This window comes from Pseudomonas sp. Kh14 (assembly GCF_900291005.1).
GTDB classification, from domain to species: Bacteria; Pseudomonadota; Gammaproteobacteria; order Pseudomonadales; family Pseudomonadaceae; genus Aquipseudomonas; species Aquipseudomonas alloputida.
This window is the reverse complement of the sequence record NZ_OLKJ01000014.1, coordinates 26,266-50,756: the sequence shown is the minus strand read 5'-3', so window position 1 is coordinate 50,756 and position 24,491 is coordinate 26,266. Positions and strand designations below refer to the sequence as shown.

At 61.9% G+C, this 24,491-nt stretch carries 19 protein-coding genes; 9 read left to right on the top strand and 10 right to left on the bottom strand.

Annotated elements, in window-relative coordinates; translation table 11 throughout:
- Positions 1-2 precede the first annotated feature (2 nt).
- Entirely contained in the window at positions 3-617 is a 615-nt protein-coding gene (locus FQ668_RS06410; protein WP_014592245.1) for an NAD(P)-dependent oxidoreductase, read from the bottom strand.
- Between the two features lie 183 nt (positions 618-800).
- On the opposite strand from FQ668_RS06410, the gene FQ668_RS06405 reads away from it, so the two are divergent.
- Complete coding sequence (locus tag FQ668_RS06405) at positions 801-1,709, top strand: LysR family transcriptional regulator (RefSeq protein ID WP_014592246.1); 909 nt, start codon at positions 801-803, stop codon at positions 1,707-1,709.
- 232 nt (positions 1,710-1,941) lie between these two features.
- Here the strand turns inward: FQ668_RS06405 and FQ668_RS06400 are convergent, their stop codons facing one another.
- Positions 1,942-2,811 carry an oxaloacetate decarboxylase gene (locus FQ668_RS06400; protein ID WP_003251963.1) on the bottom strand — a complete coding sequence of 290 codons (870 nt, stop codon included), beginning with the start codon at positions 2,809-2,811 and terminating at the stop codon, positions 1,942-1,944.
- Positions 2,812-3,193: 382 nt separating this feature from the next.
- On the opposite strand from FQ668_RS06400, the gene FQ668_RS06395 reads away from it, so the two are divergent.
- The gene (locus FQ668_RS06395; RefSeq protein WP_019437967.1) at positions 3,194-4,645 is read left to right on the top strand and encodes an MDR family MFS transporter; all 1,452 of its coding nucleotides are present in this window, start codon (positions 3,194-3,196) and stop codon (positions 4,643-4,645) included.
- Positions 4,646-4,763: 118 nt separating this feature from the next.
- On the opposite strand, the gene ttgR is transcribed toward FQ668_RS06395, so the two are convergent.
- Positions 4,764-5,396 (bottom strand): efflux transport transcriptional regulator TtgR, encoded by a 633-nt coding sequence (gene ttgR / locus FQ668_RS06390; protein WP_010952495.1) that lies wholly within the window; start codon positions 5,394-5,396, stop codon positions 4,764-4,766.
- 256 nt (positions 5,397-5,652) lie between these two features.
- On the opposite strand from ttgR, the gene ttgA reads away from it, so the two are divergent.
- The 5 genes from ttgA to FQ668_RS06365 all read left to right on the top strand — a co-directional run bounded on the left by ttgA (position 5,653) and on the right by FQ668_RS06365 (position 13,842).
- Complete coding sequence (gene ttgA / locus FQ668_RS06385) at positions 5,653-6,807, top strand: toluene efflux RND transporter periplasmic adaptor subunit TtgA (protein ID WP_014592249.1); 1,155 nt, start codon at positions 5,653-5,655, stop codon at positions 6,805-6,807.
- 3 nt (positions 6,808-6,810) lie between these two features.
- Positions 6,811-9,963 (top strand): multidrug efflux RND transporter permease subunit TtgB, encoded by a 3,153-nt coding sequence (ttgB, locus tag FQ668_RS06380; RefSeq protein WP_014592250.1) that lies wholly within the window; start codon positions 6,811-6,813, stop codon positions 9,961-9,963.
- Positions 9,960-11,414: an AdeC/AdeK/OprM family multidrug efflux complex outer membrane factor gene (locus tag FQ668_RS06375; protein ID WP_019437966.1), complete on the top strand. Its 1,455-nt coding sequence runs from the start codon at positions 9,960-9,962 to the stop codon at positions 11,412-11,414. Before ttgB ends, FQ668_RS06375 begins: the two co-directional genes overlap by 4 nt.
- 404 nt (positions 11,415-11,818) lie before the next feature.
- Positions 11,819-13,075 carry an OprD family porin gene (locus FQ668_RS06370; RefSeq protein WP_019437965.1) on the top strand — a complete coding sequence of 419 codons (1,257 nt, stop codon included), beginning with the start codon at positions 11,819-11,821 and terminating at the stop codon, positions 13,073-13,075.
- 242 nt (positions 13,076-13,317) lie between these two features.
- Complete coding sequence (locus tag FQ668_RS06365; protein WP_014592252.1) at positions 13,318-13,842, top strand: DUF962 domain-containing protein; 525 nt, start codon at positions 13,318-13,320, stop codon at positions 13,840-13,842.
- 53 nt (positions 13,843-13,895) lie between these two features.
- Here FQ668_RS06365 and pcaC read toward each other — a convergent pair whose 3' ends face one another.
- The 7 genes from pcaC to pcaR all read right to left on the bottom strand — a co-directional run bounded on the left by pcaC (position 13,896) and on the right by pcaR (position 21,944).
- Complete coding sequence (pcaC, locus tag FQ668_RS06360) at positions 13,896-14,288, bottom strand: 4-carboxymuconolactone decarboxylase (protein ID WP_010952489.1); 393 nt, start codon at positions 14,286-14,288, stop codon at positions 13,896-13,898.
- 10 nt (positions 14,289-14,298) lie between these two features.
- A complete protein-coding gene (gene pcaD, locus FQ668_RS06355; RefSeq protein ID WP_019437964.1) occupies positions 14,299-15,090 on the bottom strand; it encodes a 3-oxoadipate enol-lactonase in 792 nt (263 codons plus the stop codon).
- Positions 15,091-15,101: 11 nt separating this feature from the next.
- Positions 15,102-16,454, bottom strand: coding sequence for a 3-carboxy-cis,cis-muconate cycloisomerase (locus tag FQ668_RS06350; RefSeq protein WP_010952487.1), 1,353 nt, complete (start codon positions 16,452-16,454; stop codon positions 15,102-15,104).
- Between the two features lie 9 nt (positions 16,455-16,463).
- Positions 16,464-17,753 (bottom strand): MFS family transporter, encoded by a 1,290-nt coding sequence (locus FQ668_RS06345; RefSeq protein WP_003251946.1) that lies wholly within the window; start codon positions 17,751-17,753, stop codon positions 16,464-16,466.
- A gap of 186 nt (positions 17,754-17,939) precedes the next feature.
- Positions 17,940-19,145, bottom strand: coding sequence for a 3-oxoadipyl-CoA thiolase (pcaF, locus tag FQ668_RS06340; RefSeq protein ID WP_172833550.1), 1,206 nt, complete (start codon positions 19,143-19,145; stop codon positions 17,940-17,942).
- 322 nt (positions 19,146-19,467) lie between these two features.
- Positions 19,468-20,814: an MFS transporter gene (locus FQ668_RS06335; RefSeq protein ID WP_019437962.1), complete on the bottom strand. Its 1,347-nt coding sequence runs from the start codon at positions 20,812-20,814 to the stop codon at positions 19,468-19,470.
- 320 nt (positions 20,815-21,134) lie between these two features.
- Positions 21,135-21,944: a pca regulon transcriptional regulator PcaR gene (gene pcaR / locus FQ668_RS06330; protein WP_033723735.1), complete on the bottom strand. Its 810-nt coding sequence runs from the start codon at positions 21,942-21,944 to the stop codon at positions 21,135-21,137.
- A gap of 544 nt (positions 21,945-22,488) precedes the next feature.
- On the opposite strand from pcaR, the gene FQ668_RS06320 reads away from it, so the two are divergent.
- Together FQ668_RS06320 and FQ668_RS06315 are read left to right on the top strand one after the other, a co-directional pair.
- The gene (locus FQ668_RS06320) at positions 22,489-22,689 is read left to right on the top strand and encodes a hypothetical protein (RefSeq protein WP_003251937.1); all 201 of its coding nucleotides are present in this window, start codon (positions 22,489-22,491) and stop codon (positions 22,687-22,689) included.
- Positions 22,690-23,001: 312 nt separating this feature from the next.
- On the top strand, positions 23,002-24,474 hold the full coding sequence (locus FQ668_RS06315; protein WP_014592256.1) for an inorganic phosphate transporter: 1,473 nt from the start codon (positions 23,002-23,004) through the stop codon (positions 24,472-24,474).
- The last annotated feature ends 17 nt before the right edge of the window (positions 24,475-24,491 follow it).

Sequence of the window (24,491 nt, the reverse complement as noted above, 5' to 3'; positions counted from 1 at the left end):
ACTCAATAGCCGACTGTGAACCGTTGCCGCGAGTGCTGCGGCTGCTCCAGCTCATCCAGCATGGCAATCGCATAGTCGGCAAACGTGATCCAGCTCTTGCCGTCCGCACCGATCAACAGATGATCCTTGCCCAGCGTATAGTGACCTCTGCGCTCACCCTCAACGAACTCAGCCGAAGGCGAGAGGAAGGTCCAGTCCAGGTTCGGCTCGCGCCGCAGCGCCTCCAGAAAACGCACGCCGGCACTGGCCTCGGCTTTATACGCCTCCGGGAAATCCGGGCTGTCGATCACCCGATGCCCTGACGGCAGCAACAAGCTACCGGCGCCACCCACCACCAGCAGGCGCTTGACCCCGGCGCGCTTCACCGGCTCGATGATGGCGTGCGGCTGCATTGTCGAGAAATGCGCGGCACTCAACACAGCGTCCATACCTGCGACCGCTGCTTGCAGGGCCGCGCTGTCCGTGGCATCCAGCGACTTGACGGTCACACCCTCTCGCCCTTCAAGCGTGGAAGGGTCGCGGGCAATGGCCAGTACACGGTGACCACGGCGCAGGGCCTCTTCCAGTAACTGGCTGCCAGCGCGGCCAGTGGCACCGATGATTGCGATCTTGCTCATGAAATACTCTCCATCAGTTGAACGAAATGACTGCCCTTGGCGACCTTCGCCGCCAGCGCCAAGGCTCTCGTCTGCCGGCTTCGGATAACGCCTTCCGGCAAACAATGCGCATAGCTTAGTTACCCGATTCGTCACAAAAAATGCGATGCTCAGACATAGTTTGTTTCTGAAATCGGGCAAATCATGGATCGCCTCAACGCCATGCGTGTATTCGTCACAGTCATCGATCTGGGCAGCCAGTCGGCGGCGGCGGACTATCTGCAGTTATCGCGGCCGGTCGTGTCGCGCTACCTGGCAGAGTTGGAAGACTGGGTTGGCACGCGGCTGATGCAGCGGACCACGCGCAAGCTCAGCCTCACGGCAGCCGGCCAGGAAACCCTGCCTCGCTGCCGGCAACTGCTGGAACTGGCCGGCGACCTGCAGGCTGCCGTGCAGCAGCCGGAAGACTCGCCAAGGGGGGCACTGCGTATCAGCGTCAGTACCTCATTCGGCCAGGCACAGCTGGTGGATGCAGTGGCCGCCTATGTGCGGCGCTTTCCCGACGTGAAGGTAGAACTGCAGATGCTCGACCGCACCGTCAACCTGGTGGACGAGCGCATCGACCTGGCCATTCGCACCAGCAATGACGTGGACCCCAGCCTCATCGCCCGGCGCCTGAGCGTGTGCCGCTCGGTCGTGTGCGCGGCACCGGCCTACCTGAATGAGCGAGGCACGCCGCAACGGGTTGAGGAACTGAGCCAGCACAACTGCTTGACCCATGCCTATTTCGGACACAGCTTGTGGCATTTCGCGGTAGCCGGCCAGCAGGTCGCCGTGCCCGTATCGGGAAACATCAGTGCCAATGAGGTGATGACCCTGCAGAGGGCTGCGCTGGCTGGCGCAGGTATCGCCATGCTGCCAACCTTCCAGGCCGCAGACGCCATACGCCGGGGTGAACTGGTGCGTCTGCTGCCCGAGGCCAAACCACGTGAACTGAACCTGAATGCGGTGTATACGTCGCGCAAACACATGCCGGCGACCTTGCGCAGCATGCTGGATTTCTTGGTACAGCGTTTCAAGGACGAGCCGGAGTGGGATCGGGATCTATACTAGTGGCGTACACCCCTATCGCTGTCACAGGAGGTGAGCACCATGGGCATCAATTCCAGAAGAGTCGCCCTTGTCATGGCCCTTACCGCAGTCGCAGCGCTGTATGGCTCAGCCTGCTGGCGCGCCGAACTGCTACGCAGCCAGCCCAGCGTCGCCAATAGCTGCGAGCAGGCACATTGCGTGCCTCACAGTGCAACCTTGAGCGCCGTCCGTTGAATGGACAGCGCCCTGCTGATCACTCTTCGACGCTCATGTATTCCTTGGCCCAGCGAATGTAGTCCTCAGGCTGGGTGTAGGTGTGCGAGAGTTCGGTGGCACTGAGGTTTTCCGACTTGTTCTGCCGACCACGCTGCAGCCGCAGGCAGTCGTAAGTGGCCTTGATCGCGGCAAAGTAAGCCGCATGGCCATCGACCACGATGCGCACGCCCAGACGCGCCAGGCGCTCGTCATCGCGCAGGTTCGGGTTGCCATAGGTAACCAGCATCAGCGGCACAGTCAGGTGCTCGGCAATCTGTTCGAGCTGCTCGAAGTCTTTGACCCCGACCATGCAGATGCCATCAGCGCCCGCCTTCTGGTAGCTCTGGGTACGCACGATGATTTCTTCGGTACTGAGTACGCCCGCGTTGGTACGGGCAATGATCGACAGGGACGAATCGACTCGTGCCTCCAGCGCCGCGCGGATCTTGCCAACGCCCTCCTCGACCGGGATCAGGTCGGTGGACTTGCGCCCGAACTGGGCAGGCAGCAGGGTGTCCTCGATGGTCAGTGCGGCCACACCGGCGCGCTCCAGTTCGATCACCGTGCGCATCACGTTCAATGCGTTGCCATAGCCGTGGTCGGCGTCGGCCAGTACCGGCAGTTGCGCGACCCGACCAATGCGGGTGGCCTGCTCGACGAACTCGCTGAGGGTGATCAGAGCGAAGTCCGGAGCAGCCAGTACCTGCAACGAAGCGACCGAACCGCCGAGGATACCGACTTCGAAGCCCAGGTCTGCGGCAATGCGTGCCGACATCGGGTCGAACACCGAGGCAGTGTGGAAACACGAACCTGAAGCGAGCAGCTCGCGGAAGGCAAAACGCAGATCTTGGTGGGAAGCCTTGGGCATGATCACTCCGCAAAAAAGTTGAAATTTGAACGGTAACTACCGACCCCTGTAATCGGGTCTACCTGACCTGTTCCAACCGTCGCCATCTGGGCGGTCATGCTCGACATGCAGGCAGAGGAATAAAAGGTGTGGGAGACAGCGGACTGAAAAACCTGCGGCAATATGTTGCACCAACCTGGTGCAAGCCCCGGATTTCAGCCTCTGTGGCATACCAACGATATCACGCAGCCATGCAGCACTGGATGAATGCGCCAATGCCGATCTTGCATAGGGGATGCAGATAGTACATAGGAAGCTACCTAACTCAGGTTACAATCCGAGGGCTTCTGCGAGAGCAGGCTTGCCCGCGAAGGGGCCGCCATTGACAAAACAAGGTATTTCCGTGACCGCCGCCCTGCCCCCCACCGCCCTGCGCAACGTGCTCACCGCCCTGATGCTGGCCATCTTCCTCGGCGCACTGGACCAGACCATCGTCGCCGTCTCGCTGCCCGCCATCTCGGCGCAATTCAGCGATGTCGGCCTGCTGGCTTGGGTCATCTCCGGTTATATGGTGGCCATGACCGTGGCCGTGCCGATCTACGGCAAACTGGGCGACCTTTACGGCCGGCGCCGGATGATCCTCACCGGCATCAGCCTGTTCACCCTGGCCTCCATTGCCTGCGCCATGGCCCAGAACATGCCGCAACTGGTGCTGGCCCGGGTACTGCAGGGTATCGGCGCAGGCGGGATGGTCTCGGTGAGCCAGGCAATCATTGGCGACTTCGTACCCCCACGCGAACGCGGCCGCTACCAGGGCTACTTCAGCAGCATGTACGCCGCGGCCAGCGTGGCCGGGCCAGTGCTGGGCGGCTGGTTGACCGAGTACCTGTCGTGGCGCTGGGTGTTCTGGATCAACCTGCCGCTGGGGCTGGTCGCCTTGTGGGCCATTCGCCGTGCGCTCGGCGACATGCCGGTGCAGCGTCGCGAGGCACAGGTGGACTACCTTGGCGCCATGCTGTTGATTCTCGGCCTAGGCAGCCTGCTGCTAGGCATCACCTTGGTAGGCCAGGGCCACGCCTGGGCCGACCCGGCCGTGCTGGCGCTGTTCGGCTGCGCCCTGCTGGGCCTGGCGCTATTCATCACCCACGAACGCCGCTGCCCGGAGCCGCTGCTGCCGCTCAGCCTGTTCGGCAACCGTGTGGCAGTGCTGTGCTGGGCGGTGATCTTCTTCGCCAGCTTCCAGTCCATTTCGCTGACCATGCTCATGCCCTTGCGTTACCAGGGCATTACCGGCGCCGGCGCCGACAGCGCCGCCCTGCATCTGCTGCCGCTGGCCATGGGGCTGCCCATGGGCGCCTTCACAGGAGGCCGCATGACCAGCCGGACCGGGCGCTACAAACCACAGATCCTGGCCGGTGCACTGCTGATGCCAGTGGCCATTTTCGCGATGGCACTGACTCCGCCGCAATCAGCGTTGCTCAGTGCGCTGTTCATGCTGCTGACCGGCATAGCCTGCGGGCTGCAATTCCCGACCTCACTGGTGGGCACACAAAGCGCGGTGGCCAGCAAGGACATCGGCGTGGCCACCAGCACCACCAACCTGTTCCGTTCGCTGGGCGGAGCCATGGGCGTGGCGTGCATGTCCAGCTTGTTGCTGGCACTGCTGCATCAGGGTGGTTTCGAACTGTCGGGTAACCCGTTGCTGGGGAGCTTGAAGGCCGCAGAGGTGGACCTGGTGACTCAGGGGCGGTTGCTGGAAACGTTCCAGCAGCTGCTGATGGGGAGTGCGGTCGTCGCGGTGCTGGGACTGTTTGCGGCATTGGCTTTGCCCGACCGGCAATTGCGCGGCCGCTGAAGACTACGCAATCGCTGCAAGAGCCGCCTTGTGCTGCGAACAGCCGCAGGGCGGCCACGCCCCTTAATGCCCCCTTAACACAAAGGGGAAACACTCCCTCACAATCCTTAACAAAGTGTCATTTGCGCAGAGCAGGGCTCAAGCGCAGCATATCCAGCCCGGTGTCGACCCATTTTTCGACATCGCCCAACAGATCGACACTGTCAGGCAGCAATAGCCAGCGCCCGATCAGGCCATCGACATAGGCAAACATGGCCACCGCCGCGCGCTCCACATCCAGCTCGCCAGGCAACTGGCCCCGGCGTACGGCATTGGCCAGCGCCAGGGTGATGCCCTTGTGGCAATCCAGCACCGCACTCTGGCGCTGCTGGCGAATTTCACACATGTCATCGGTGAACTCGCACTTGTGATGCAGGATTTCATTGATACGACGGGTTCGGGCATCGAGCACCAGCTCGTTGAACACTTGCAACAGCAGCTTGCGCATGCAGCCAAGCGGGTCGAGTTCATCCTCGCTTTCGCTCGCGCGCGCCAAATGGTCATGGGTCTCGTGCAGACTGTCGAGCAACGCCTGCACCAGCTCGGCCTTGTTGTTGAAGTGCCAGTAGATCGCCCCCCGCGTCACACCCGCCAGTTCGGCGATGTCGGCCAGGGTGGTTCGCGCAACCCCGCGCTTGTAGAAGGCCCTTTCCGCCGCCTCGATGATCTGGGCACGGGTTTCCTGGGCTTCTTCTTTGGTTCGACGGACCATGGCAGTACAACCTCATCTGGCCCGAACGCGCAGCGCGGGCGGGGAACGCTCCGAGGGCTCCTGTGCCGGGGCCTCTCGGATGAGCTAATCAAGCGCTGAGGGGTACCTGAGTACAACTCAGCAGTATTTACAAACAACCATGAATGTAAGTATATTCCTTAGCAAGCTATTTATCCACCGGATAGCATTTTTTCCAGATCAAGATCTCTTCCATTACTCTTGAGCGTCTCCCTGCTCCAGCGACCCGAGGATCCTCATGCAATTCAAGCCAGCCGTTACCGCTCTGGTTTCCGCCGTCGCCCTGGCAACCCTGCTCAGTGGCTGTAAGAAAGAAGAAGCAGCGCCCGCGGCGCAGGCTCCTCAGGTCGGCGTCGTGACCATCCAGCCGCAAGCCTTCACCCTCACCTCGGAATTGCCGGGGCGAACCAGTGCCTACCGCGTCGCCGAAGTGCGCCCGCAGGTCAACGGCATCATCCTCAAGCGCCTGTTCAAGGAAGGCAGTGAGGTCAAGGAAGGCCAGCAGTTGTATCAGATCGACCCTGCCGTGTACGAAGCCACCCTGGCCAATGCCAAGGCCAACCTGCTGGCTACACGCTCACTGGCCGAACGCTACAAGCAGCTGATTGACGAACAGGCCGTCTCCAAACAGGAATACGACGACGCCAATGCCAAACGATTGCAGGCCGAGGCTTCGCTCAAGAGCGCACAGATCGACCTGCGCTACACCAAGGTTCTGGCGCCGATCAGCGGCCGTATCGGTCGCTCTTCGTTCACCGAAGGTGCACTGGTGAGCAATGGTCAGACCGACGCCATGGCCACCATCCAGCAACTCGACCCTATTTATGTCGACGTTACCCAGTCCACCGCCGAGCTGCTCAAGCTGCGCCGTGACCTGGAAAGCGGCCAGTTGCAGAAGGCCGGCAACAACGCCGCCTCGGTTCAGCTGGTGCTGGAAGACGGTAGCCTGTTCAAGCAGGAAGGCCGCCTGGAATTCTCCGAAGTCGCGGTCGATGAGACCACCGGCTCGGTGACCCTGCGCGCCCTGTTCCCCAACCCCGATCACACCCTGCTGCCAGGCATGTTCGTGCATGCGCGGCTCAAGGCCGGGGTCAACGCCAACGCCATCCTGGCACCGCAACAAGGCGTGACCCGCGACCTCAAGGGCGCTCCCACCGCCCTGGTGGTCAACCAGGAGAACAAGGTCGAACTGCGCCAGCTCAAGGCCAGCCGCACCTTGGGTAGCGACTGGCTGATCGAGGAAGGCCTCAATCCGGGTGACCGCCTGATCACCGAAGGGCTGCAATACGTGCGCCCAGGCGTCGAGGTGAAGGTCAGCGATGCCACCAACGTCAAGAAGCCGGCCGGCCCTGATCAGGCCAACGCGGCGAAAGCAGACGCCAAAGCGGAGTAAACCATGTCGAAGTTCTTTATCGATCGCCCGATCTTCGCCTGGGTGATCGCCTTGGTGATCATGCTGGTCGGGGCCTTGTCTATCCTGAAGCTGCCGATCAACCAGTACCCCAGTATCGCGCCGCCGGCCATCGCCATCGCCGTGACCTACCCGGGCGCCTCGGCGCAAACCGTGCAGGACACCGTGGTTCAGGTGATCGAGCAGCAGCTCAACGGTATCGACAACCTGCGTTATGTGTCGTCGGAAAGTAACTCCGACGGCAGCATGACCATTACCGCCACCTTCGAACAGGGCACCAACCCCGATACCGCGCAGGTACAGGTACAGAACAAGCTGAACCTGGCCACCCCGCTGCTGCCGCAGGAAGTGCAGCAGCAAGGTATCCGCGTCACCAAAGCAGTGAAGAACTTCCTGCTGGTGATCGGCCTGGTCTCCGAAGACGGCAGCATGACCAAGGACGACCTGGCCAACTACATCGTCTCGAACATGCAGGACCCGATCTCGCGTACCGCAGGTGTGGGTGACTTCCAGGTGTTCGGTGCGCAGTACGCCATGCGTATCTGGCTCGATCCGGCCAAGCTGAACAAGTTCCAGCTGACCCCGGTCGACGTCAAGACCGCTGTGGCCGCACAGAACGTGCAGGTGTCTTCCGGCCAGCTCGGCGGCCTGCCAGCCCTGCCGGGCACCCAGCTGAACGCCACCATCATCGGCAAGACCCGCCTGCAAACCGCCGAGCAGTTCGAGAGTATCCTGCTCAAGGTCAACAAAGACGGTTCACAGGTGCGCCTGGGCGATGTCGCCCAAGTAGGCCTGGGGGGTGAAAACTACGCCGTCAGCGCCCAGTTCAACGGCAAGCCGGCTTCCGGCCTGGCGGTAAAACTGGCAACCGGCGCCAACGCGCTGGACACTGCCAAGGCACTGCGCGAGACCATCAAAGGCCTGGAACCGTTCTTCCCGCCGGGGGTCAAGGCGGTATTCCCGTATGACACCACCCCAGTGGTCACCGAATCGATCAGCGGCGTGATCCACACCCTGATCGAAGCCGTGGTGCTGGTGTTCCTGGTGATGTACCTGTTCCTGCAGAACTTCCGCGCCACCATCATCACCACCATGACCGTACCGGTCGTATTGCTGGGTACCTTCGGTATCCTTGCCGCCGCGGGCTTCAGCATCAACACCCTGACCATGTTCGCCATGGTCCTGGCCATCGGCTTGCTGGTGGACGACGCCATCGTCGTGGTGGAGAACGTCGAGCGGGTCATGTCCGAAGAAGGCTTGCCGCCCAAGGAAGCGACCAAGCGCTCGATGGAACAGATCCAGGGCGCCCTGGTGGGTATCGCCCTGGTGCTCTCGGCCGTACTGCTGCCCATGGCGTTCTTTGGCGGCTCCACGGGTGTGATCTACCGGCAGTTCTCCATCACCATCGTCTCGGCCATGGGCCTGTCGGTGCTGGTTGCGCTGATCTTCACCCCGGCGCTCTGCGCAACCATGCTCAAACCGCTGAAGAAGGGCGAGCACCACACTGCCAAAGGCGGCTTCTTTGGCTGGTTCAACCGCAACTTCGACCGCAGCGTCAACGGCTACGAGCGTAGCGTAGGCACCATCCTGCGCAACAAGGTGCCATTCCTGCTGGGCTATGCGCTGATCGTGGTCGGCATGATCTGGCTGTTCGCTCGCATCCCTACCGCGTTCCTGCCAGAAGAAGACCAGGGCGTACTGTTCGCTCAGGTGCAGACCCCAGCCGGCTCCAGTGCCGAGCGCACGCAGGTCGTGGTCGACCAGATGCGTGAATACCTGCTCAAGGACGAAGCCGATACCGTATCGTCGGTGTTCACCGTCAACGGCTTCAACTTCGCAGGCCGCGGCCAGAGCTCGGGCATGGCCTTCATCATGCTCAAACCCTGGGATGAACGCTCGAAGGAGAACAGCGTGTTTGCCCTGGCCCAGCGCGCCCAGCAGCACTTCTTCACCTTCCGTGATGCGATGGTGTTCGCCTTCGCCCCGCCAGCGGTGCTTGAACTGGGTAACGCCACCGGCTTCGACGTGTTCCTTCAGGACCGCGGCGGTGTCGGCCACGCGAAGTTGATGGAGGCGCGCAACCAGTTCCTGGCCAAAGCTGCGCAGAGCAAGATCCTCAGCGCCGTGCGCCCGAACGGCCTGAACGATGAACCGCAGTACCAGCTGACCATTGATGACGAACGTGCCAGCGCCTTGGGCGTGACCATTGCCGACATCAACAACACCCTGTCGATTGCCTTGGGTGCCAGCTACGTCAACGACTTCATCGACCGTGGCCGGGTCAAGAAGGTGTACATCCAGGGCGAACCCAGCGCGCGGATGAGCCCGGAAGACCTGCAAAAATGGTACGTGCGCAACGGCGCAGGCGAGATGGTGCCGTTCTCCTCCTTCGCCAAAGGCGAATGGACCTACGGTTCGCCGAAGCTGTCGCGTTACAACGGTGTCGAAGCGATGGAAATCCTCGGTGCACCGGCGCCTGGCTACAGTACCGGTGAAGCCATGGCCGAGGTCGAGCGCATTGCAGGCGAGCTGCCGAGCGGTATCGGCTTCTCCTGGACCGGCATGTCCTACGAGGAAAAACTCTCCGGCTCGCAGATGCCGGCGCTGTTCGCCCTCTCGGTGCTGTTCGTGTTCCTGTGCCTGGCGGCCCTGTACGAAAGCTGGTCGATCCCGATCGCTGTGGTGCTGGTAGTACCGTTGGGTATCATCGGTGCGCTGATCGCCACCAGCCTGCGCGGCCTGTCCAACGACGTGTACTTCCTGGTTGGCCTGTTGACCACCATCGGTCTTGCGGCGAAAAACGCCATTCTGATCGTGGAATTCGCCAAGGAGCTGCACGAACAAGGCCGCAGCCTGTACGACGCAGCGATCGAGGCGTGCCGCATGCGTCTGCGCCCGATCATCATGACCTCGCTGGCGTTCATCCTGGGCGTGGTACCGTTGACCATCGCCAGCGGCGCAGGCGCCGGCAGCCAGCACGCCATCGGTACTGGCGTGATCGGCGGCATGATCAGTGCGACCGTGCTGGCTATCTTCTGGGTACCACTGTTCTTCGTCGCAGTGTCGTCGCTGTTCGGCAGCAAAGAGCCGGAAAAAGACGTCACCCCTGAAAATCCACGTTATGAGGCTGGGCAATGACCAAGTCTTTGTTGTCCCTGGCGGTAACCGCTTTCATTCTTGGCGGCTGCTCGCTGATCCCTGACTACCAGGCCCCGGAGGCGCCGGTGGCTGCGCAGTGGCCGCAAGGCCCTGCTTACTCGCCGACGCAATCGGCGGATGTTGCCGCTGCTGAACAGGGCTGGCGCCAGTTCTTCCACGACCCGGCGCTGCAACAGCTGATCCAGACCTCGCTGGTCAATAACCGCGATCTGCGCGTCGCAGCGTTGAACCTCGACGCCTACCGTGCGCAATACCGCATTCAGCGCGCCGACCTGTTCCCGGCGGTTTCGGCCACCGGTAGCGGCAGCCGCCAGCGTGTCCCGGCGAACATGTCGCAAACGGGCGAATCTGGCATCACCAGCCAGTACTCGGCCACCTTGGGCGTCAGCGCCTACGAGCTGGACCTGTTCGGCCGCGTGCGCAGCCTGACCGAGCAGGCCCTGGAAACCTACCTCTCCAGCGAGCAGGCGCGTCGTTCCACGCAAATTGCCCTGGTCGCCAGCGTGGCCAACGCCTACTACACCTGGCAGGCCGACCAGGCCCTGTTCAAGCTGACCGAAGAAACGCTGAAGACCTACGAGGAAAGCTACAACCTCACCCGTCGCAGCAACGAGGTCGGCGTGGCCTCGGCCCTGGACGTCAGCCAGGCGCGTACCGCCGTGGAAGGCGCCAGGGTCAAGTACTCGCAGTACCAGCGCCTGGTCGCCCAGGACGTCAACAGCCTGACCGTGCTGCTGGGCACCGGCATTCCTGCCGACCTGGCCAAGCCGCTGGAGCTTGATGCCGACCAACTGGCCGAAGTACCGGCCGGCCTGCCATCGGATATCCTTCAGCGTCGCCCGGACATTCAGGAAGCCGAGCACCTGCTCAAGGCCGCCAACGCCAACATTGGCGCAGCCCGCGCAGCGTTCTTCCCGAGCATCAGCCTGACCGCGAACGCCGGCAGCCTGAGCCCCGACATGGGCCACCTGTTCTCGGGCGGCCAGGGCACCTGGCTGTTCCAGCCGCAGATCAACCTGCCGATCTTCAACGCCGGTAGCCTGAAAGCCAGCCTGGACTACTCGAAAATCCAGAAGGACATCAACGTCGCCAAGTACGAAAAAACCATCCAGACGGCCTTCCAGGAAGTCTCCGATGGCCTGGCGGCACGCAAGACCTTCGAAGAGCAGTTGCAGGCCCAGCGCGACCTGGTGCAGGCGAACCAGGACTACTACCGCTTGGCCGAACGCCGTTACCGCATCGGGATTGACAGCAACCTGACCTTCCTCGATGCCCAACGCAACCTGTTCAGTGCCCAGCAAGCGCTGATCGGCGACCGCCTGTCGCAGCTGACCAGCGAGGTCAACCTGTACAAGGCGCTTGGCGGTGGCTGGTACGAGCAGACCGGGCAGGCCAACCAGCAGGCATCGGTGGAAACACCGAAAGGCTGATCGGCCTTGTTACAGCACAAGCCCACCCTTAGCGGTGGGCTTTGCTTTTTTACTGCCTGTGCCGGCCAGTATCTCTTGGCGATTCACCGTCGCAGCCACCACCGTATTCGCGGGTGAACCCGCTCCTACACGGATCGTGTGGTAGACACATATCGGTGGCTGGGCGCAAGCCGTTGTAGGAGCGGGTTTACCCGCGAAGAGGCCACCACAGGAGAGTTATTAACCAACCGGAACATTCCGTTCGATTATCGCCCCGTTCCGTTTGCGGCGAATTGCCTCACCCCCGCACTACCCCGCACCATCCCCCCACGCAACGTTACCCAAGTTCATCAAAAACACCCGCACCTGCAGGCCCGATCCCGCAGTGCACCGGCTCGACCATAAAAACAAGAGATCCACGACAGATGAGCATTTCGCTACCCGCACGTCAGCTGCTGCCTGGCCTGTTGGCCATGTCCTGCGCCCTCCCCGCATTCGCCGCCAACGAAGGTGGTTTCATCGAGGACGCCAAGGCCACCCTCAACCTGCGCAACTTCTACATCAACCGTAACTTCGTCGATCCGGCCCACCCACAGGGCAAGGCCGAGGAATGGACACAAAGCTTCATCCTCGATGCCCGTTCCGGTTTCACCCAGGGCACGGTCGGTTTCGGCGTGGACGTACTGGGCCTGTACTCGGTCAAGCTCGACGGCGGCAAAGGCACCACCAACACTCACCTGCTGCCCGTGCATGACGACGGCCGCCCGGCCGATGACTTTGGCCGGCTGGGTGTGGCGCTGAAGGCCAAGCTGTCCGAAACCGAGCTCAAAGTCGGTGAATGGATGCCGGTACTGCCAATCCTGCGTTCGGACGATGGCCGCTCACTGCCGCAAACCTTCCGCGGTGGCCAGCTGACCTCCAGGGAAATCGCCGGCCTGACCCTGTACGCCGGCCAGTTCCGCGGCAACAGCCCGCGCAACGATGCCAGCATGGAAGACATGTCGCTCAACGGCAAAGCCGCCTTCACCTCCGACCGTTTCAACTTCGGCGGCGGTGAGTACACCTTCAACGACAAGCGCACCATGATCGGCCTGTGGGATGCCCAGCTCAAGGACATCTACCGCCAGCAATACCTCAACCTGACGCACAGCCAGCCGCTGGGCGACTGGACGCTGGGAGCCAACCTGGGCTACTTCATCGGCAAGGAAGATGGCGCCGAACGGGCCGGCAAGCTGGACAACCGCACCGCCTCCGCCTTGCTTTCCGCGCGCTACCAAGGCCACACCTTTTACGTTGGCCTGCAGAAGGTCAGCGGCGACGATGCCTGGATGCGGGTCAATGGCACCAGTGGCGGTACCCTGGCCAACGACAGCTACAATTCAAGCTTCGACAATGCCAAGGAGCGTTCCTGGCAGGTTCGCCATGACTTCAACTTCGCCACCGTCGGCGTACCCGGCCTGACCCTGATGAACCGCTATATCAAGGGTGACAACGTCACCGTGGGCAGCATAGACGATGGCAAGGAATGGGCGCGGGAAACAGAGCTGGCCTATGTGGTGCAGTCGGGCAGCTTCAAGGACCTGTCGGTGAAATGGCGCAACTCGACCATGCGTCGCGACTTCAGCACCAACGCGTTCGATGAGAACCGCTTGATTGTGAGTTATCCGCTGAATCTTCTGTGAATCAAATGGCCTCTTCGCGGATAAACGCGCGAGGAGGCCAGACGCCTCCTCAAATGACCTGAAGCTATAAAAATCCCTGCCCTTTTTTGAAGGCATGATTTGCAACAGCTTGATGAAAACCCTGCCATGAATTTGCCAGTGCACGCTGTTGCCATTCGCTGAGCTGATGATGGTGGTGACTGCAGGCTATCCTGATCACTATCCGCTACAGGTGAAACAAAGCTGAACAGGGAGGCACAACAATGAAAACCCTCGTCGACCACCTGAGCCAATACGCCAACTACCACCGCGATCCGCGCAACATCGCCACCCACTTCGTCGGCATCCCCATGATCGTGCTGGCAGTCACCATCCTGCTTTCACGCCCAGGCTGGGAGATAGCTGGCCTGTGGCTGTCCCCTGCCTTGGTGGCAGCGGCGGTGTCTGTGTGGTTCTACTTGCGCCTGGACCTGCGCTTCGGGCTGGTGATGGGGCTGTTGCTGGGCATGTGCCTGTGGGTCGGTGAAGCGCTGGCAGTGCAGTCGACAACGCTATGGCTCGGTGCCGGGCTGGGGGCGTTCGTGGTGGGCTGGATCATCCAGTTCATCGGCCATTACTACGAAGGCCGCAAACCGGCATTTGTCGACGACCTGAGCGGCCTGATCATCGGGCCACTGTTCGTGGTGGCGGAAGCTGCGTTCATGCTAGGCCTGTGCCCGACCCTGAAGCGCGCCGTGGAAACCAATGCCGGCCCGATTGCCATGCGGCAAAAAAAGGCATCGGTGTAAAGGCCATTCGCGGGCAAGCGCCCTGTTGCAGGGGGCTTGCCCGCGAACACGATTTACTGGCGCGACTCTACGCCAAGTTCATCCCACACCGACTCAGCCAGGTGGAACGTGGCATTGGCCGCCGGAATGCCGCAGTAGATCGCGCTCTGCATCAGCACTTCCTTGATCTCGTCGCGGGTCACGCCATTGTTGGCCGCCGCACGCAGGTGCAGCTTCAGCTCGTCGTTGCGGTTCATGCCGATCAGCATGGCGATGGTGATCAGGCTGCGGGTATGGCGCGGCAGCCCTGGGCGGGTCCAGATGTCACCCCAGGCATGGCGGGTGATCATTTCCTGGAACTCGCCATTGAAGTCGTTGAGCTTCTCCAGGCTGCGGTCCACGTGGGCATCACCCAGCACTGCGCGGCGCACTTGCATGCCAGCGTCGTAACGTTGTTTCTCGTCCATGGTGTTGTCCTCAGTGAGCCAGCAGGAAATCGAGCACGCGGCGGCTGAAAGCCTCGCCAATCTCGACGTTGGACAGGTGCGCCGCCGGGAAGTCGACGTACTCGGCACCTTGGATACCGGCCTGCATGAAGCGGCCATGCTCAGGGGTGGTAACCACGTCTTGCGTACCGGCAACGATCAGCGCGGGCACCTGGATGCGGCCCAGTTGCTCACGATAATCAGCGTCACGTACCGCTGCACAGTTGCCTGCGTACCCTTGCGGGCTGGTTTGCGCCAGCATCTGGCAGATACGCTGGGCCTGCTCCGCCTGTGCCTGGGCAAAGCCCGGGGTGAACCAGCGGGCGATGGAGGCATCGCGCAGGTCGACCATGGCCTGCTGGCCGCCTTTGAGTACCGTGTCGATACGGGTGTTCCACACCTCGTCGTTGGCGATCTTGGCGGCCGTGTTGCACAGGGTCAGGCTGTGCAGGCGCTCACCTGCATGGATACCCAGCCACTGGCCGATCAGGCCTCCCATCGACAGGCCGACGAAGTGAGCCTTCTGAATGTCCAGGCCATCGAGCAGGGTCAGCACGTCGCGGCCCAGCTGTTCGATGCTGTAAGGGCCTTCAGTGACCAGCGATGCGCCGTGACCACGGGTGTCATAGCGCAGCACCCGGAAGTGCTGGCTCCAGAGCGGAATCTGGGTGTCCCACATGCCCAGGTCGGTACCCAGCGAGTTGGACAGGACCAGCACCGGGGCGTCATCCGGGCCATCGATCTGGTAATTCAAAACGCCATCGGCCAGTTGCAAGTGCGCCACAGCGGTCTCCTTCAGGCAGTAAAACGTTGATGTTCGGACACGGCGCGCGCCACCCAGACGCGGGCCTGGCCCAGGTAATGGGCAGGGTCGAGCAGGCGATCGAGTTCTTCGCCAGACAGCTCGGCGCTGACCTGCGGCTCGTCACCCAGCACGGCACGCAGGTGCCGCTGTTCGGCCACCGCGCGCTGGCAGCATTGTTCCAGCAGGTGGTGGGCACGGTCGCGACCCAGACGCTGGGCGAGGACGATGCTCACCGCTTCGGCCAGCACCAGGCCTTGTGTCAGGTCGAGGTTACGGCGCATGCGCGCGGCATCCACCTCCATGCCCTCGGCAATCACTTGAGCCTGGCGCAGGGCGCCAGAGACCAGGCAGCAGATATCCGGCAGGGTTTCCCACTCGGCATGCCATAAGCCCAGGCTGCGTTCGTGCTCCTGAGGCATGGCTGCGAACAGCGTCGACAGCAAGCCCGGCACGCGGGTCGCGGCACCGATCAACACGGCGGCACCCACCGGGTTGCGCTTGTGTGGCATGGTCGAAGAACCACCCTTACCCGGCGCAGAAGGCTCAAACACCTCCCCCGCCTCGGTTTGCATCAGCAAGCTGATATCACGGCCGAACTTGCCCAGGCTGCCGGCAACCAGGCCCAGTACCGAGGCAAACTCCACCAGGCGGTCGCGCTGGGTGTGCCAGGGCTGCTCGGGCAGGGTCAGCTTGAGCTGTTCGGCCAGCGCTTCGGCCACCGGCATCGCCTTGCTGCCCAAGGCCGCCAGGCTACCCGAAGCACCGCCGAACTGCAGGACCAGCAGGCGCGGGCGCAGTTCCTGCAGGCGCTGACGGTGGCGGGTCAAAGCCCCCAGTACACCGGCCAGTTTCATGCCCAGGGTCACCGGGGTGGCGTGTTGCAACCAGGTACGACCCACCAATGGTGTATCGGCGTGCTTCAAGGCCTGCTGCGATAGGGTATCGGCCAGCTTGCCGAGGTCGGCCTCGATCAAATCGAGGGCATCGCGCAGCTGCAGAACCAGACCAGTGTCCATCGCATCCTGGCTGGTGGCGCCAAGGTGCACATAGCGCTCAGCCTCAGGTACGCCAGTGGCGATCACCTTGCCCAACGCTTTCACCAGCGGAATGGCCGAGTTGCCGGCGGTGGCGATGGCATTGGCCAGCGCGCCAACGTCATAGCGCTCGGCCTGGCATGCCGCCTCGATGGCTGCTACCGCGCTGTGCGGTACCAAACCGGCAGAGGCTTCGGCACGGGCAAGCGCTGCTTCGAAATCCAGCATGCCCTGCAGGCGGCCACGGTCGGAGAAAATCTCGCGCATGGCCGGCGCGGTGAAATAGGCGTCGAACAGTTGGTTGCTCATGCAGCGTCCTTAGTCATCATGGTGCAGGTACGCCGCCTGCTTCGGCAGGCGCAGGCTGAACAGGAAGGCAATCGCCATCATCGCCGTGACGTACCAATAGAAAGTGTTTTCCATCCCCAGGGTTTTCAGGCCCAGGGCCACATACTCGGCCGAACCGCCGAATGCTGCGTTGGCCACCGCATAGGCCAGGCCAACACCCAGTGCACGCACCTGCGGCGGGAACATCTCAGCCTTCACCAGACCGCTGATCGAGGTGTAGAAACTGACGATACACAGGGCCAGGCTGATCAGCACGAAGGCCATGAACGGGCTGGTCACGGTTTTCAGTGCCATCAGCAGCGGCACGGTGCACAGGGTACCGAGGCCGCCGAACAGCAGCATCGAATTGCGCCGACCGATACGGTCGGACAGCATGCCGAAGAACGGCTGCAACACCATGAACAGGAACAACGCCCCGGTCATCACGTAGCTGGCGTTCTTGGCTGTCATACCCGCGGTGTTGACCAGGTATTTCTGCATGTAGGTGGTGAAAGTATAGAAAATCAGCGAGCCACCCGCGGTGTAGCCCAGTACCGTGATGAACGCCGCTGCGTGATTGCGGAACAGGCCTGCGATAGAACCTGCATCCTTGTCATTGCGGGCTTCGGCGCTACTGGTTTCGTGCAGCGAACGGCGCAACATCAGCGAGATCAGGGCGGCGATGGCCCCCACCACGAAGGGAATGCGCCAGCCCCAGGCCCGCAGTTCATCTTCAGTCAGCAGCTGTTGCAGGATCACCACGACCAGTACCGCCAGCAACTGGCCACCGATCAGCGTGACGTACTGGAACGAAGCAAAGAAGCCGCGCTGCCCCCGCAGTGCCACTTCACTCATGTAGGTAGCCGTGGTGCCGTACTCGCCCCCTACCGACAGCCCCTGGATCAGGCGAGCCAGCAATAGCAGCGCCGGGGCCCAGGTGCCGATGCTGGCATAGGTGGGCAGGCAGGCGATCATCAGGGAGCCGAAGCACATCATCAGCACCGAGATCATCAGGGAGTTCTTGCGACCATGGCGGTCGGCGAGGCGGCCGAAGATCCAGCCACCAATGGGGCGCATCAGGAAGCCTGCGGCGAATACACCTGCCGTGTTCAACAGCTGCACGGTGGGGTCGTCGGAGGGAAAGAAGGCCGGGGCAAAGTAGATCGCGCAGAAGGCGTAGACGTAGAAGTCGAACCATTCCACCAGGTTGCCTGACGAGGCACCGACAATAGCGAAGATGCGCTTGCTGCGTTCTTCGCCGGTGTAATAGGTTGAGGTCATGAGGGTTTCACTCCTGGAGGGTCCTAGGCAAGTCTAGACATACCTAGTAACACACTCGTTCCGCTATCTGGCGGGCAATTGGCCTTGTGTCTCACAGGACAGACCTCTTCGCGGGCAAGCCCGCCCCACAGGTGATTGCGTGGATCCCTGTAAGAGCGGGCTTGCCCGCGAAGCGGCCGGTACAGGTCAAACCCGCTCGATGGCCAGTGCCAGACCTTGGCCAACGCCCACACACATGGTCGCCAGGCCTTTACGCCCACCACTTTTCTCCAGTTGGTGCAGCGCAGTCAGCACCAGGCGCGCACCGCTCATGCCCAGCGGGTGGCCCAGGGCAATGGCGCCGCCATTAGGGTTTACCTGTGGTGCATCGTCAGCGACACCCAGCTCACGCAGCACTGCCAGGCCTTGACTGGCAAACGCTTCGTTAAGCTCAATCACATCGAAATCGCTTACCGGTACCCCAAGACGCTCGGTCAGCTTGCGCACCGCCGGCACCGGGCCAATGCCCATGACACGTGGAGCAACGCCGCCGCTGGCCATGCCCAGAACGCGGGCACGCGGGGTCAGGCCGTGTTTCTTCACCGCTGCGGCCGAGGCCAGGATCATCGCCGCAGCACCGTCGTTCACGCCCGAGGCGTTGCCGGCGGTGACCGTCTTGTCCGGGCCGTTGACCGGTTTGAGCTTGGTCAGCGCCTCCAGCGTGGTTTCCGGGCGCAGGTGTTCGTCACGTTCGACGATGATTTCGCCCTTCTTGTGAGCGATACGCACCGGCACAATTTCTTCGGCAAAGAAGCCGGCAGCCTGCGCAGCGGCAGCCTTCTGCTGGCTGCGCAAGGCGAAAGCGTCCTGGTCAGCACGCGAAACCTGATAGTCGTCAGCCACGTTGTCAGCGGTTTCCGGCATGGAATCCACACCGTACTGGCTCTTCATCAGCGGGTTGATGAAACGCCAGCCAATGGTGGTGTCTTCCAGCTTCATGTTGCGCGAATAGGCGCTTTCAGCCTTGCCCATGACGAACGGGGCGCGCGACATCGACTCGACGCCACCGGCAATCACCAGTTCCATCTCGCCGCTGGCGATGGCGCGAAACGCGGTGCCGACGGCATCCATGCCCGACGCGCACAGGCGGTTCAGGGTGACGCCCGGGATGCTTTCCGGCAGGCCGGCCAGCAGCAGTGCCATGCGGGCCACGTTGCGGTTGTCTTCACCGGCCTGGTTGGCGCAGCCGAAGAACACTTCGTCTACCTGGTCCCACTGCACGCCAGGGTTGCGCTCGATCAGCGCCTTCAGCGGCACGGCTGCCAGGTCGTCGGCCCGCACGCTGGCCAGGGCGCCGCCGAAGCGGCCGATCGGGGTACGGATGGCATCACAGATGAATACGTCGTGCATCAGGCTTCTCCTGCCAGCTGGCCATGGTCAGCGGCGGTACGGGCGTCGAGGTCACGCATGGCGGACGGCTCGATTGGGGTGAGTGTGGAAATGGTCTGCGCGTGGCATTTGGAGGCTCCTGGTCAGGGTGCTTCGATGAACCCAGATTAAGGAGACTGGTGGGCACCTTACAATCCGATAATCGACTATTTGTGCGATTAACGAACCATTTGTTGCGCAACTGCCCACGCCACCGCAGGGCAGTTGTGCGCCCTGATCGCAGCACAATGCCGCACCTGTCGGCGCGGCGTTGTGCTGTGAATGGGCCGTAACGCGGCCCTCGCCCTCAGGTTGCGTCGGCGTGGCTGACCAGCCCCTTGACCACCACACCCACAGTCGCCAGCGCCGCCGGCACCAGCAACGCCGTCAGCACCTGCTCGAAGCTCCAGCCCAGGCCCAGCAGCGTTGCACCACTCCAGGCCCCGAGAATCGCACCAAAGCGGCCAATACCCAGCATCCACGATACGCCTGTGGCTCGGCCCTGGGTGGGATAGAAGCGCGCCGCCAGCGATGGCATTGCCGACTGCGCACCGTTTACGCACATACCGGCGACAAGTACCAGGGTGGCTAGCACGGTGATGTTGCCCAGGCTCTGCCCCACTGCGTAGGCGAACACCCCGGCCAGCAGATAGAAAATGCCGATCACCTTGTGCGGATTGAAACGGTCCATGGCCCAACCCACGCCGACAGCACTTAGCACTCCGCCAAACTGGAACAGCGCGCCGATAAACGCGGCCTGTTCCATGCTCGCGCCGCTGTCACGCATCAGGGTTGGCAGCCAGCTGGTCAGGAGGTAGACGATCACCAGCCCCATGAAATAGGTCAGCCACAACAACACGGTGCCCAAGCCATAGGTGCCAGAGAAGATCACCGCGAACACATTGCGTGCAGCCACCGCCTTTTGCTCCGGCACGCTGAAACTGCCTGCCTCGGCGACCACTTGCGGGGCGATTGGCGACAAGGTCTTGCGCACCTTGTCGGTGCCGCGGTTGCGCACCACCAGGAACCGCGCCGACTCCGGCAGCCAGACCATCAGCACCAGCGCCAGCAGCAACGGCAGCACGCCACCGATGACCAGCAGGCTGTGCCAGCCGTAGGCCGGGATCATCTTGGCAGAAATGAAGCCACCACCCGCCATGCCCAGGTTGAAGCCACAGAACATGCTGGTCACCAGCAGCGACTTGAGGCGCTCCGGCGTGTATTCAGACAACAGCGTGGTAGCGTTGGGCATGCCTGCACCCAGGCCCAGGCCGGTCAGGAAGCGCAGTACCAGCAACTGGTCGACGTTGGTGGCATAGGCCGAGGCCAGGCTGAAGCCACCGAACACCAACACCGCCCCCACCAGCACGCCTTTGCGGCCGAAACGGTCAGCCAGCGGCCCGGAACCCAGGGCGCCGAACACCATGCCGATCAACGCGGCACTCATGACCGGCCCAAGGCTCGCGCGGTCGATCCCCCACTCTTGCGATAGTGCCGGGGCGATGAACCCCATGGCAGCGGTGTCCAGGCCGTCGAGGAAGACGATCAGGAAGCACAGCAATACGACCCGCCATTGATAACGGGACAGCGGCTGCTGATTGATGAATGACTGAACGTCGAGGCTTTTGCCGACGTTGGTTTGCGCTTGGTTCATTATTGTTATCCAGAATGTGGGGCACAGTCAGGCGATTGCACGCGGGTATCCGGTACAAGGGCGATGATTGGGGTATATGGCCTGGGTCAGCCTGGATATAACGATACTGCATGCGGGTGCGGCCGCAGCAGCGAAGTGACAGTATTCATGAGTGAGTGCCTCTAGTGTTTTTCTTGTTCGGTCGGCTAGCCGACCGTTGCGAGAGACATTAATCAGCCGGCCGAGGTGACGCAATTCACCCGGCACGACACTGTGCGTTTATCGCACAAGAAACGGTTTTGCCTGTTCTGATCCGGGGCCGCAACGTGCTCCCTGCGGTCTTAACCAAACAACTGGTGGCAAAGGTCCCGGCTGGCTGCCAGCAAAATCGGCAAGAACCGCTGCTCCAGTTCACTGCGGGTCACCCGCCCGACATGGGTACTGACGTTCAGCGCAGCCAATACCTGCCCCGAAGCGTCATACACCGGCACGGCAATCGATCGCAGCCCCTGTTCCAGTTCCTGATCTACCACGCACCAGCCCTGGGCGCGCACCTGCTGGATGCAGGCGAACAATGATTCGGGGTCATTCAGGGTGCGGCTGGTGCGCGCCTTGAGGTCGGCACGTTCCAGGTACTCACGCAGGCTGGTGTCGTCCATGGCCGCCAGCAGAATGCGCCCCATCGACGTGCAATAGGCCGGCAGGCGCCCGCCCACCGACAGATCAACCGAGATCAGACGCTCGACCGTGGCCGAACGGGCTATATAAAGGATGTCGTCGCCTTCGAGGGTGGCCATGTTAGCCGCCTCATGCAGCTGGTCGCTGATGCGGTCCAGGTACGGCTGGGCAGAAATTGCCAGCGGCGTCGACGACAGGTACGCATGCCCCAGGGTCAGCACTTTGGGCAGCAGCGAATAGGTACGCCCGTCGGTGGTGGCGTACCCCAGCTTGATCAACGTGTGCAGGCAACGTCGCACCGCCGCGCGAGGGATTTCGGTACGGTGGCTGATCTGGGCGATGGTCAGGTGGCGCTTGCGCTCCTGGAATGCCTGGATCACGGCCAGGCCACGTGCCAGCGAGGTCATGAAGTCCGGGTCACCGGTAAAGGCCTGGATGCGCTTGGCCGGGGAAGCCACGATCGGCGGCGCCATGGCAGCCGAAGCAGGTCGCGCCACCTCAGCATTGCCGGAATCGTTGCCCAGGGTTTCGTCACTCATCGCACACCTCAAAAAAAACACCGGTTCGTGCGATTATCGAACAAACGGCCGATAATCGCAATTGACCGCCGACACTTTTGCTTATACCTTTCCCATGCCACTTGTGGCTTCTTTGGAGAGACTGGTCAGGTACCCACCGTAGAAGTCCCCAGGCAACGGCCTCGCCTTTCGGCGAGGCCGTTTTTCATTACGGCCCGCCCTGACATTGCAACGAACTTCTATCCGTCCCTCCTTTCTAACTTGTACGAAAGGTCCCAACTGTTCGCGGGCACATCCTGCTACTTACGCCAGATGTTCTCAGGGTTGCGTAAATTAACGATGTTCGGCGAATTATCGGTTGCTATAATCGATTGCGCAGGCCCTCCGCTTACCGTGGTCATAGAACCTTCCGCTTTATCAAGCCGTTGCGGCCAGCAAGGCAAAATGCATGTTGCACAATGCATAACAACAGTCATTACACTTACTTCAGGTACTGCACGTGACGAAAGATGAACTGCGCGCGGAACTCGAGCGCCAGGCTGAACGTTACAAGGATGTTTATGGTGGCGAAGTCACCACATACGCCGCACAACCGGATCCGGAACGCAAACCCTGGCGCAAGCGTGCCAGCGTTCGCGACCAGGCCTTCAGCCAGGAACTGGAACGCATCGAAAAAGAACTGCGCAGCGACAATCCCTGAGCCTCGGGACCCTCTGCGCATCGTCGCCCGGCCTACCCGGGCGAGCTCGATCTTTACTGTCTGGCCGATGATGAAATGGAATCACACAAATTTCATACAGTCGTTTGAATTTTTGCAAAATGGATTTTTCTCAATATTTCGGCCTTTTTTCGCCATATTTTGTGATTTTTAGCCGCTATTTACCTTCCGTACCGCCCCCCTCTGCATGGCGCGCTTGCACCATGAAGACTGTCATCAGCCTGTTACAGGTGCATCGATTGCCAAGGTTTTCTGGCATAATCCCGCCCCCCTAAGACCCGCCAGACAACCTTCATGATCGATTTATTCAGCGGACTGGATGCCTGGGTGTTGGTGAGCCTGCTGCTCGCCTTGACCTTCGTACTCGCCTTCGAGTTCATCAATGGCTTTCATGACACCGCCAACGCGGTAGCTACCGTCATCTACACCAAAGCCATGCCGCCGCACCTCGCCGTGTTCTTCTCCGGCGTGTTCAACTTCCTTGGCGTTCTGCTTGGCGGTGTAGGGGTGGCCTATGCCATCGTGCACCTGTTGCCGGTAGAGCTGCTGATCAATGTGAACACCGGACACGGCCTGGCCATGGTCTTCTCGTTGCTGGCCGCGGCCATCACCTGGAACCTGGGCACTTGGTACTTTGGCATCCCTGCCTCCAGTTCGCACACGCTGATCGGCTCCATCCTCGGTGTCGGCCTGGCCAACGCCCTGATCAACGACATTCCGCTAGGCGACGGCGTCAACTGGCAGAAAGCGATCGATATCGCCATGTCGCTGGTGGTCTCGCCAATGGCCGGCTTTGCCGTTGCAGCCCTGGTGCTGATCGGCCTGAAATGGTGGCGCCCGCTGTCGAAGATGCACAAAACCCCGGAACAGCGCCGCAAGCTCGACGACAAGAAGCACCCACCCTTCTGGAACCGTCTGGTCCTGGTGGTTTCCGCCATGGGCGTTAGCTTCGTGCACGGCTCCAACGACGGCCAGAAAGGCATCGGCCTGATCATGCTGGTGCTGATCGGTATTGTCCCGGCCAAATTCGTACTCGACCTGAACAGCACCACCTACCAGATCGAACGTACTCGCGACGCCACCCTGCACATGAGCCAGTTCTACCAGCGTAACGCCGCCACCCTGGGCGAGTTCCTGGCACTGGGCAAGGCCAAGGCCAGCGATCTGCCGGAGCAGTTCAGTTGCAACCCGCAGCAGACCGAGCCGACCATTGCTGCGCTGCAGACCTCGCTGAAAGGCGTGACGGACTACCACAGCCTCGATGCCGAGAAGCGCGTTGAAGTGCGCCGCTACTTGTTGTGCCTGGACGACACGGCGAAGAAGGTTGGCAAGCTGCCAGGCCTGGACGCCCGTGAAAAGTCCGACCTTGAAAAACTGCGCAAAGATCTCACCGCCACTACCGAATACGCCCCGTTCTGGGTGATCGTGGCCGTCGCCCTGGCCCTTGGCCTGGGCACCATGGTTGGCTGGAAGCGTGTGGTGTTGACGGTGGGCGAGAAGATCGGCAAACAAGGCATGACCTATGCCCAAGGCATGTCGGCACAGATCACCGCAGCCTGCGCCATCGGCATGGCCAACGTCTTCGCCCTGCCAGTGTCGACCACCCACGTGCTGTCGTCCGGCGTGGCCGGCACCATGGTCGCCAACAAAAGTGGCCTGCAAGGCGGCACCGTGAAGACCATCCTGCTGGCATGGGTCCTGACCCTGCCTACCTCGATGGGCCTGGCGGCCGGCCTGTTCTGGCTGGCGTCCAAAGCCATTGGCTGAGTGACACCGCAATGAAT

Coding starts and splice junctions, on each gene's coding strand:
- FQ668_RS06345 (WP_003251946.1), bottom strand. CDS start 17,753: ATGACCTCAACCTATTACACCGGCGAAGAACGCAGCAAGCGCATCTTC.
- FQ668_RS06335 (WP_019437962.1), bottom strand. CDS start 20,814: ATGAACCAAGCGCAAACCAACGTCGGCAAAAGCCTCGACGTTCAGTCA.
- FQ668_RS06405 (WP_014592246.1), top strand. CDS start 801: ATGGATCGCCTCAACGCCATGCGTGTATTCGTCACAGTCATCGATCTG.
- FQ668_RS06410 (WP_014592245.1), bottom strand. CDS start 617: ATGAGCAAGATCGCAATCATCGGTGCCACTGGCCGCGCTGGCAGCCAG.
- FQ668_RS06365 (WP_014592252.1), top strand. CDS start 13,318: ATGAAAACCCTCGTCGACCACCTGAGCCAATACGCCAACTACCACCGC.
- FQ668_RS06350 (WP_010952487.1), bottom strand. CDS start 16,454: ATGAGCAACCAACTGTTCGACGCCTATTTCACCGCGCCGGCCATGCGC.
- FQ668_RS06400 (WP_003251963.1), bottom strand. CDS start 2,811: ATGCCCAAGGCTTCCCACCAAGATCTGCGTTTTGCCTTCCGCGAGCTG.
- ttgB (WP_014592250.1), top strand. CDS start 6,811: ATGTCGAAGTTCTTTATCGATCGCCCGATCTTCGCCTGGGTGATCGCC.
- FQ668_RS06315 (WP_014592256.1), top strand. CDS start 23,002: ATGATCGATTTATTCAGCGGACTGGATGCCTGGGTGTTGGTGAGCCTG.
- pcaR (WP_033723735.1), bottom strand. CDS start 21,944: ATGGCGCCGCCGATCGTGGCTTCCCCGGCCAAGCGCATCCAGGCCTTT.
- ttgR (WP_010952495.1), bottom strand. CDS start 5,396: ATGGTCCGTCGAACCAAAGAAGAAGCCCAGGAAACCCGTGCCCAGATC.
- ttgA (WP_014592249.1), top strand. CDS start 5,653: ATGCAATTCAAGCCAGCCGTTACCGCTCTGGTTTCCGCCGTCGCCCTG.
- FQ668_RS06370 (WP_019437965.1), top strand. CDS start 11,819: ATGAGCATTTCGCTACCCGCACGTCAGCTGCTGCCTGGCCTGTTGGCC.
- FQ668_RS06375 (WP_019437966.1), top strand. CDS start 9,960: ATGACCAAGTCTTTGTTGTCCCTGGCGGTAACCGCTTTCATTCTTGGC.
- pcaC (WP_010952489.1), bottom strand. CDS start 14,288: ATGGACGAGAAACAACGTTACGACGCTGGCATGCAAGTGCGCCGCGCA.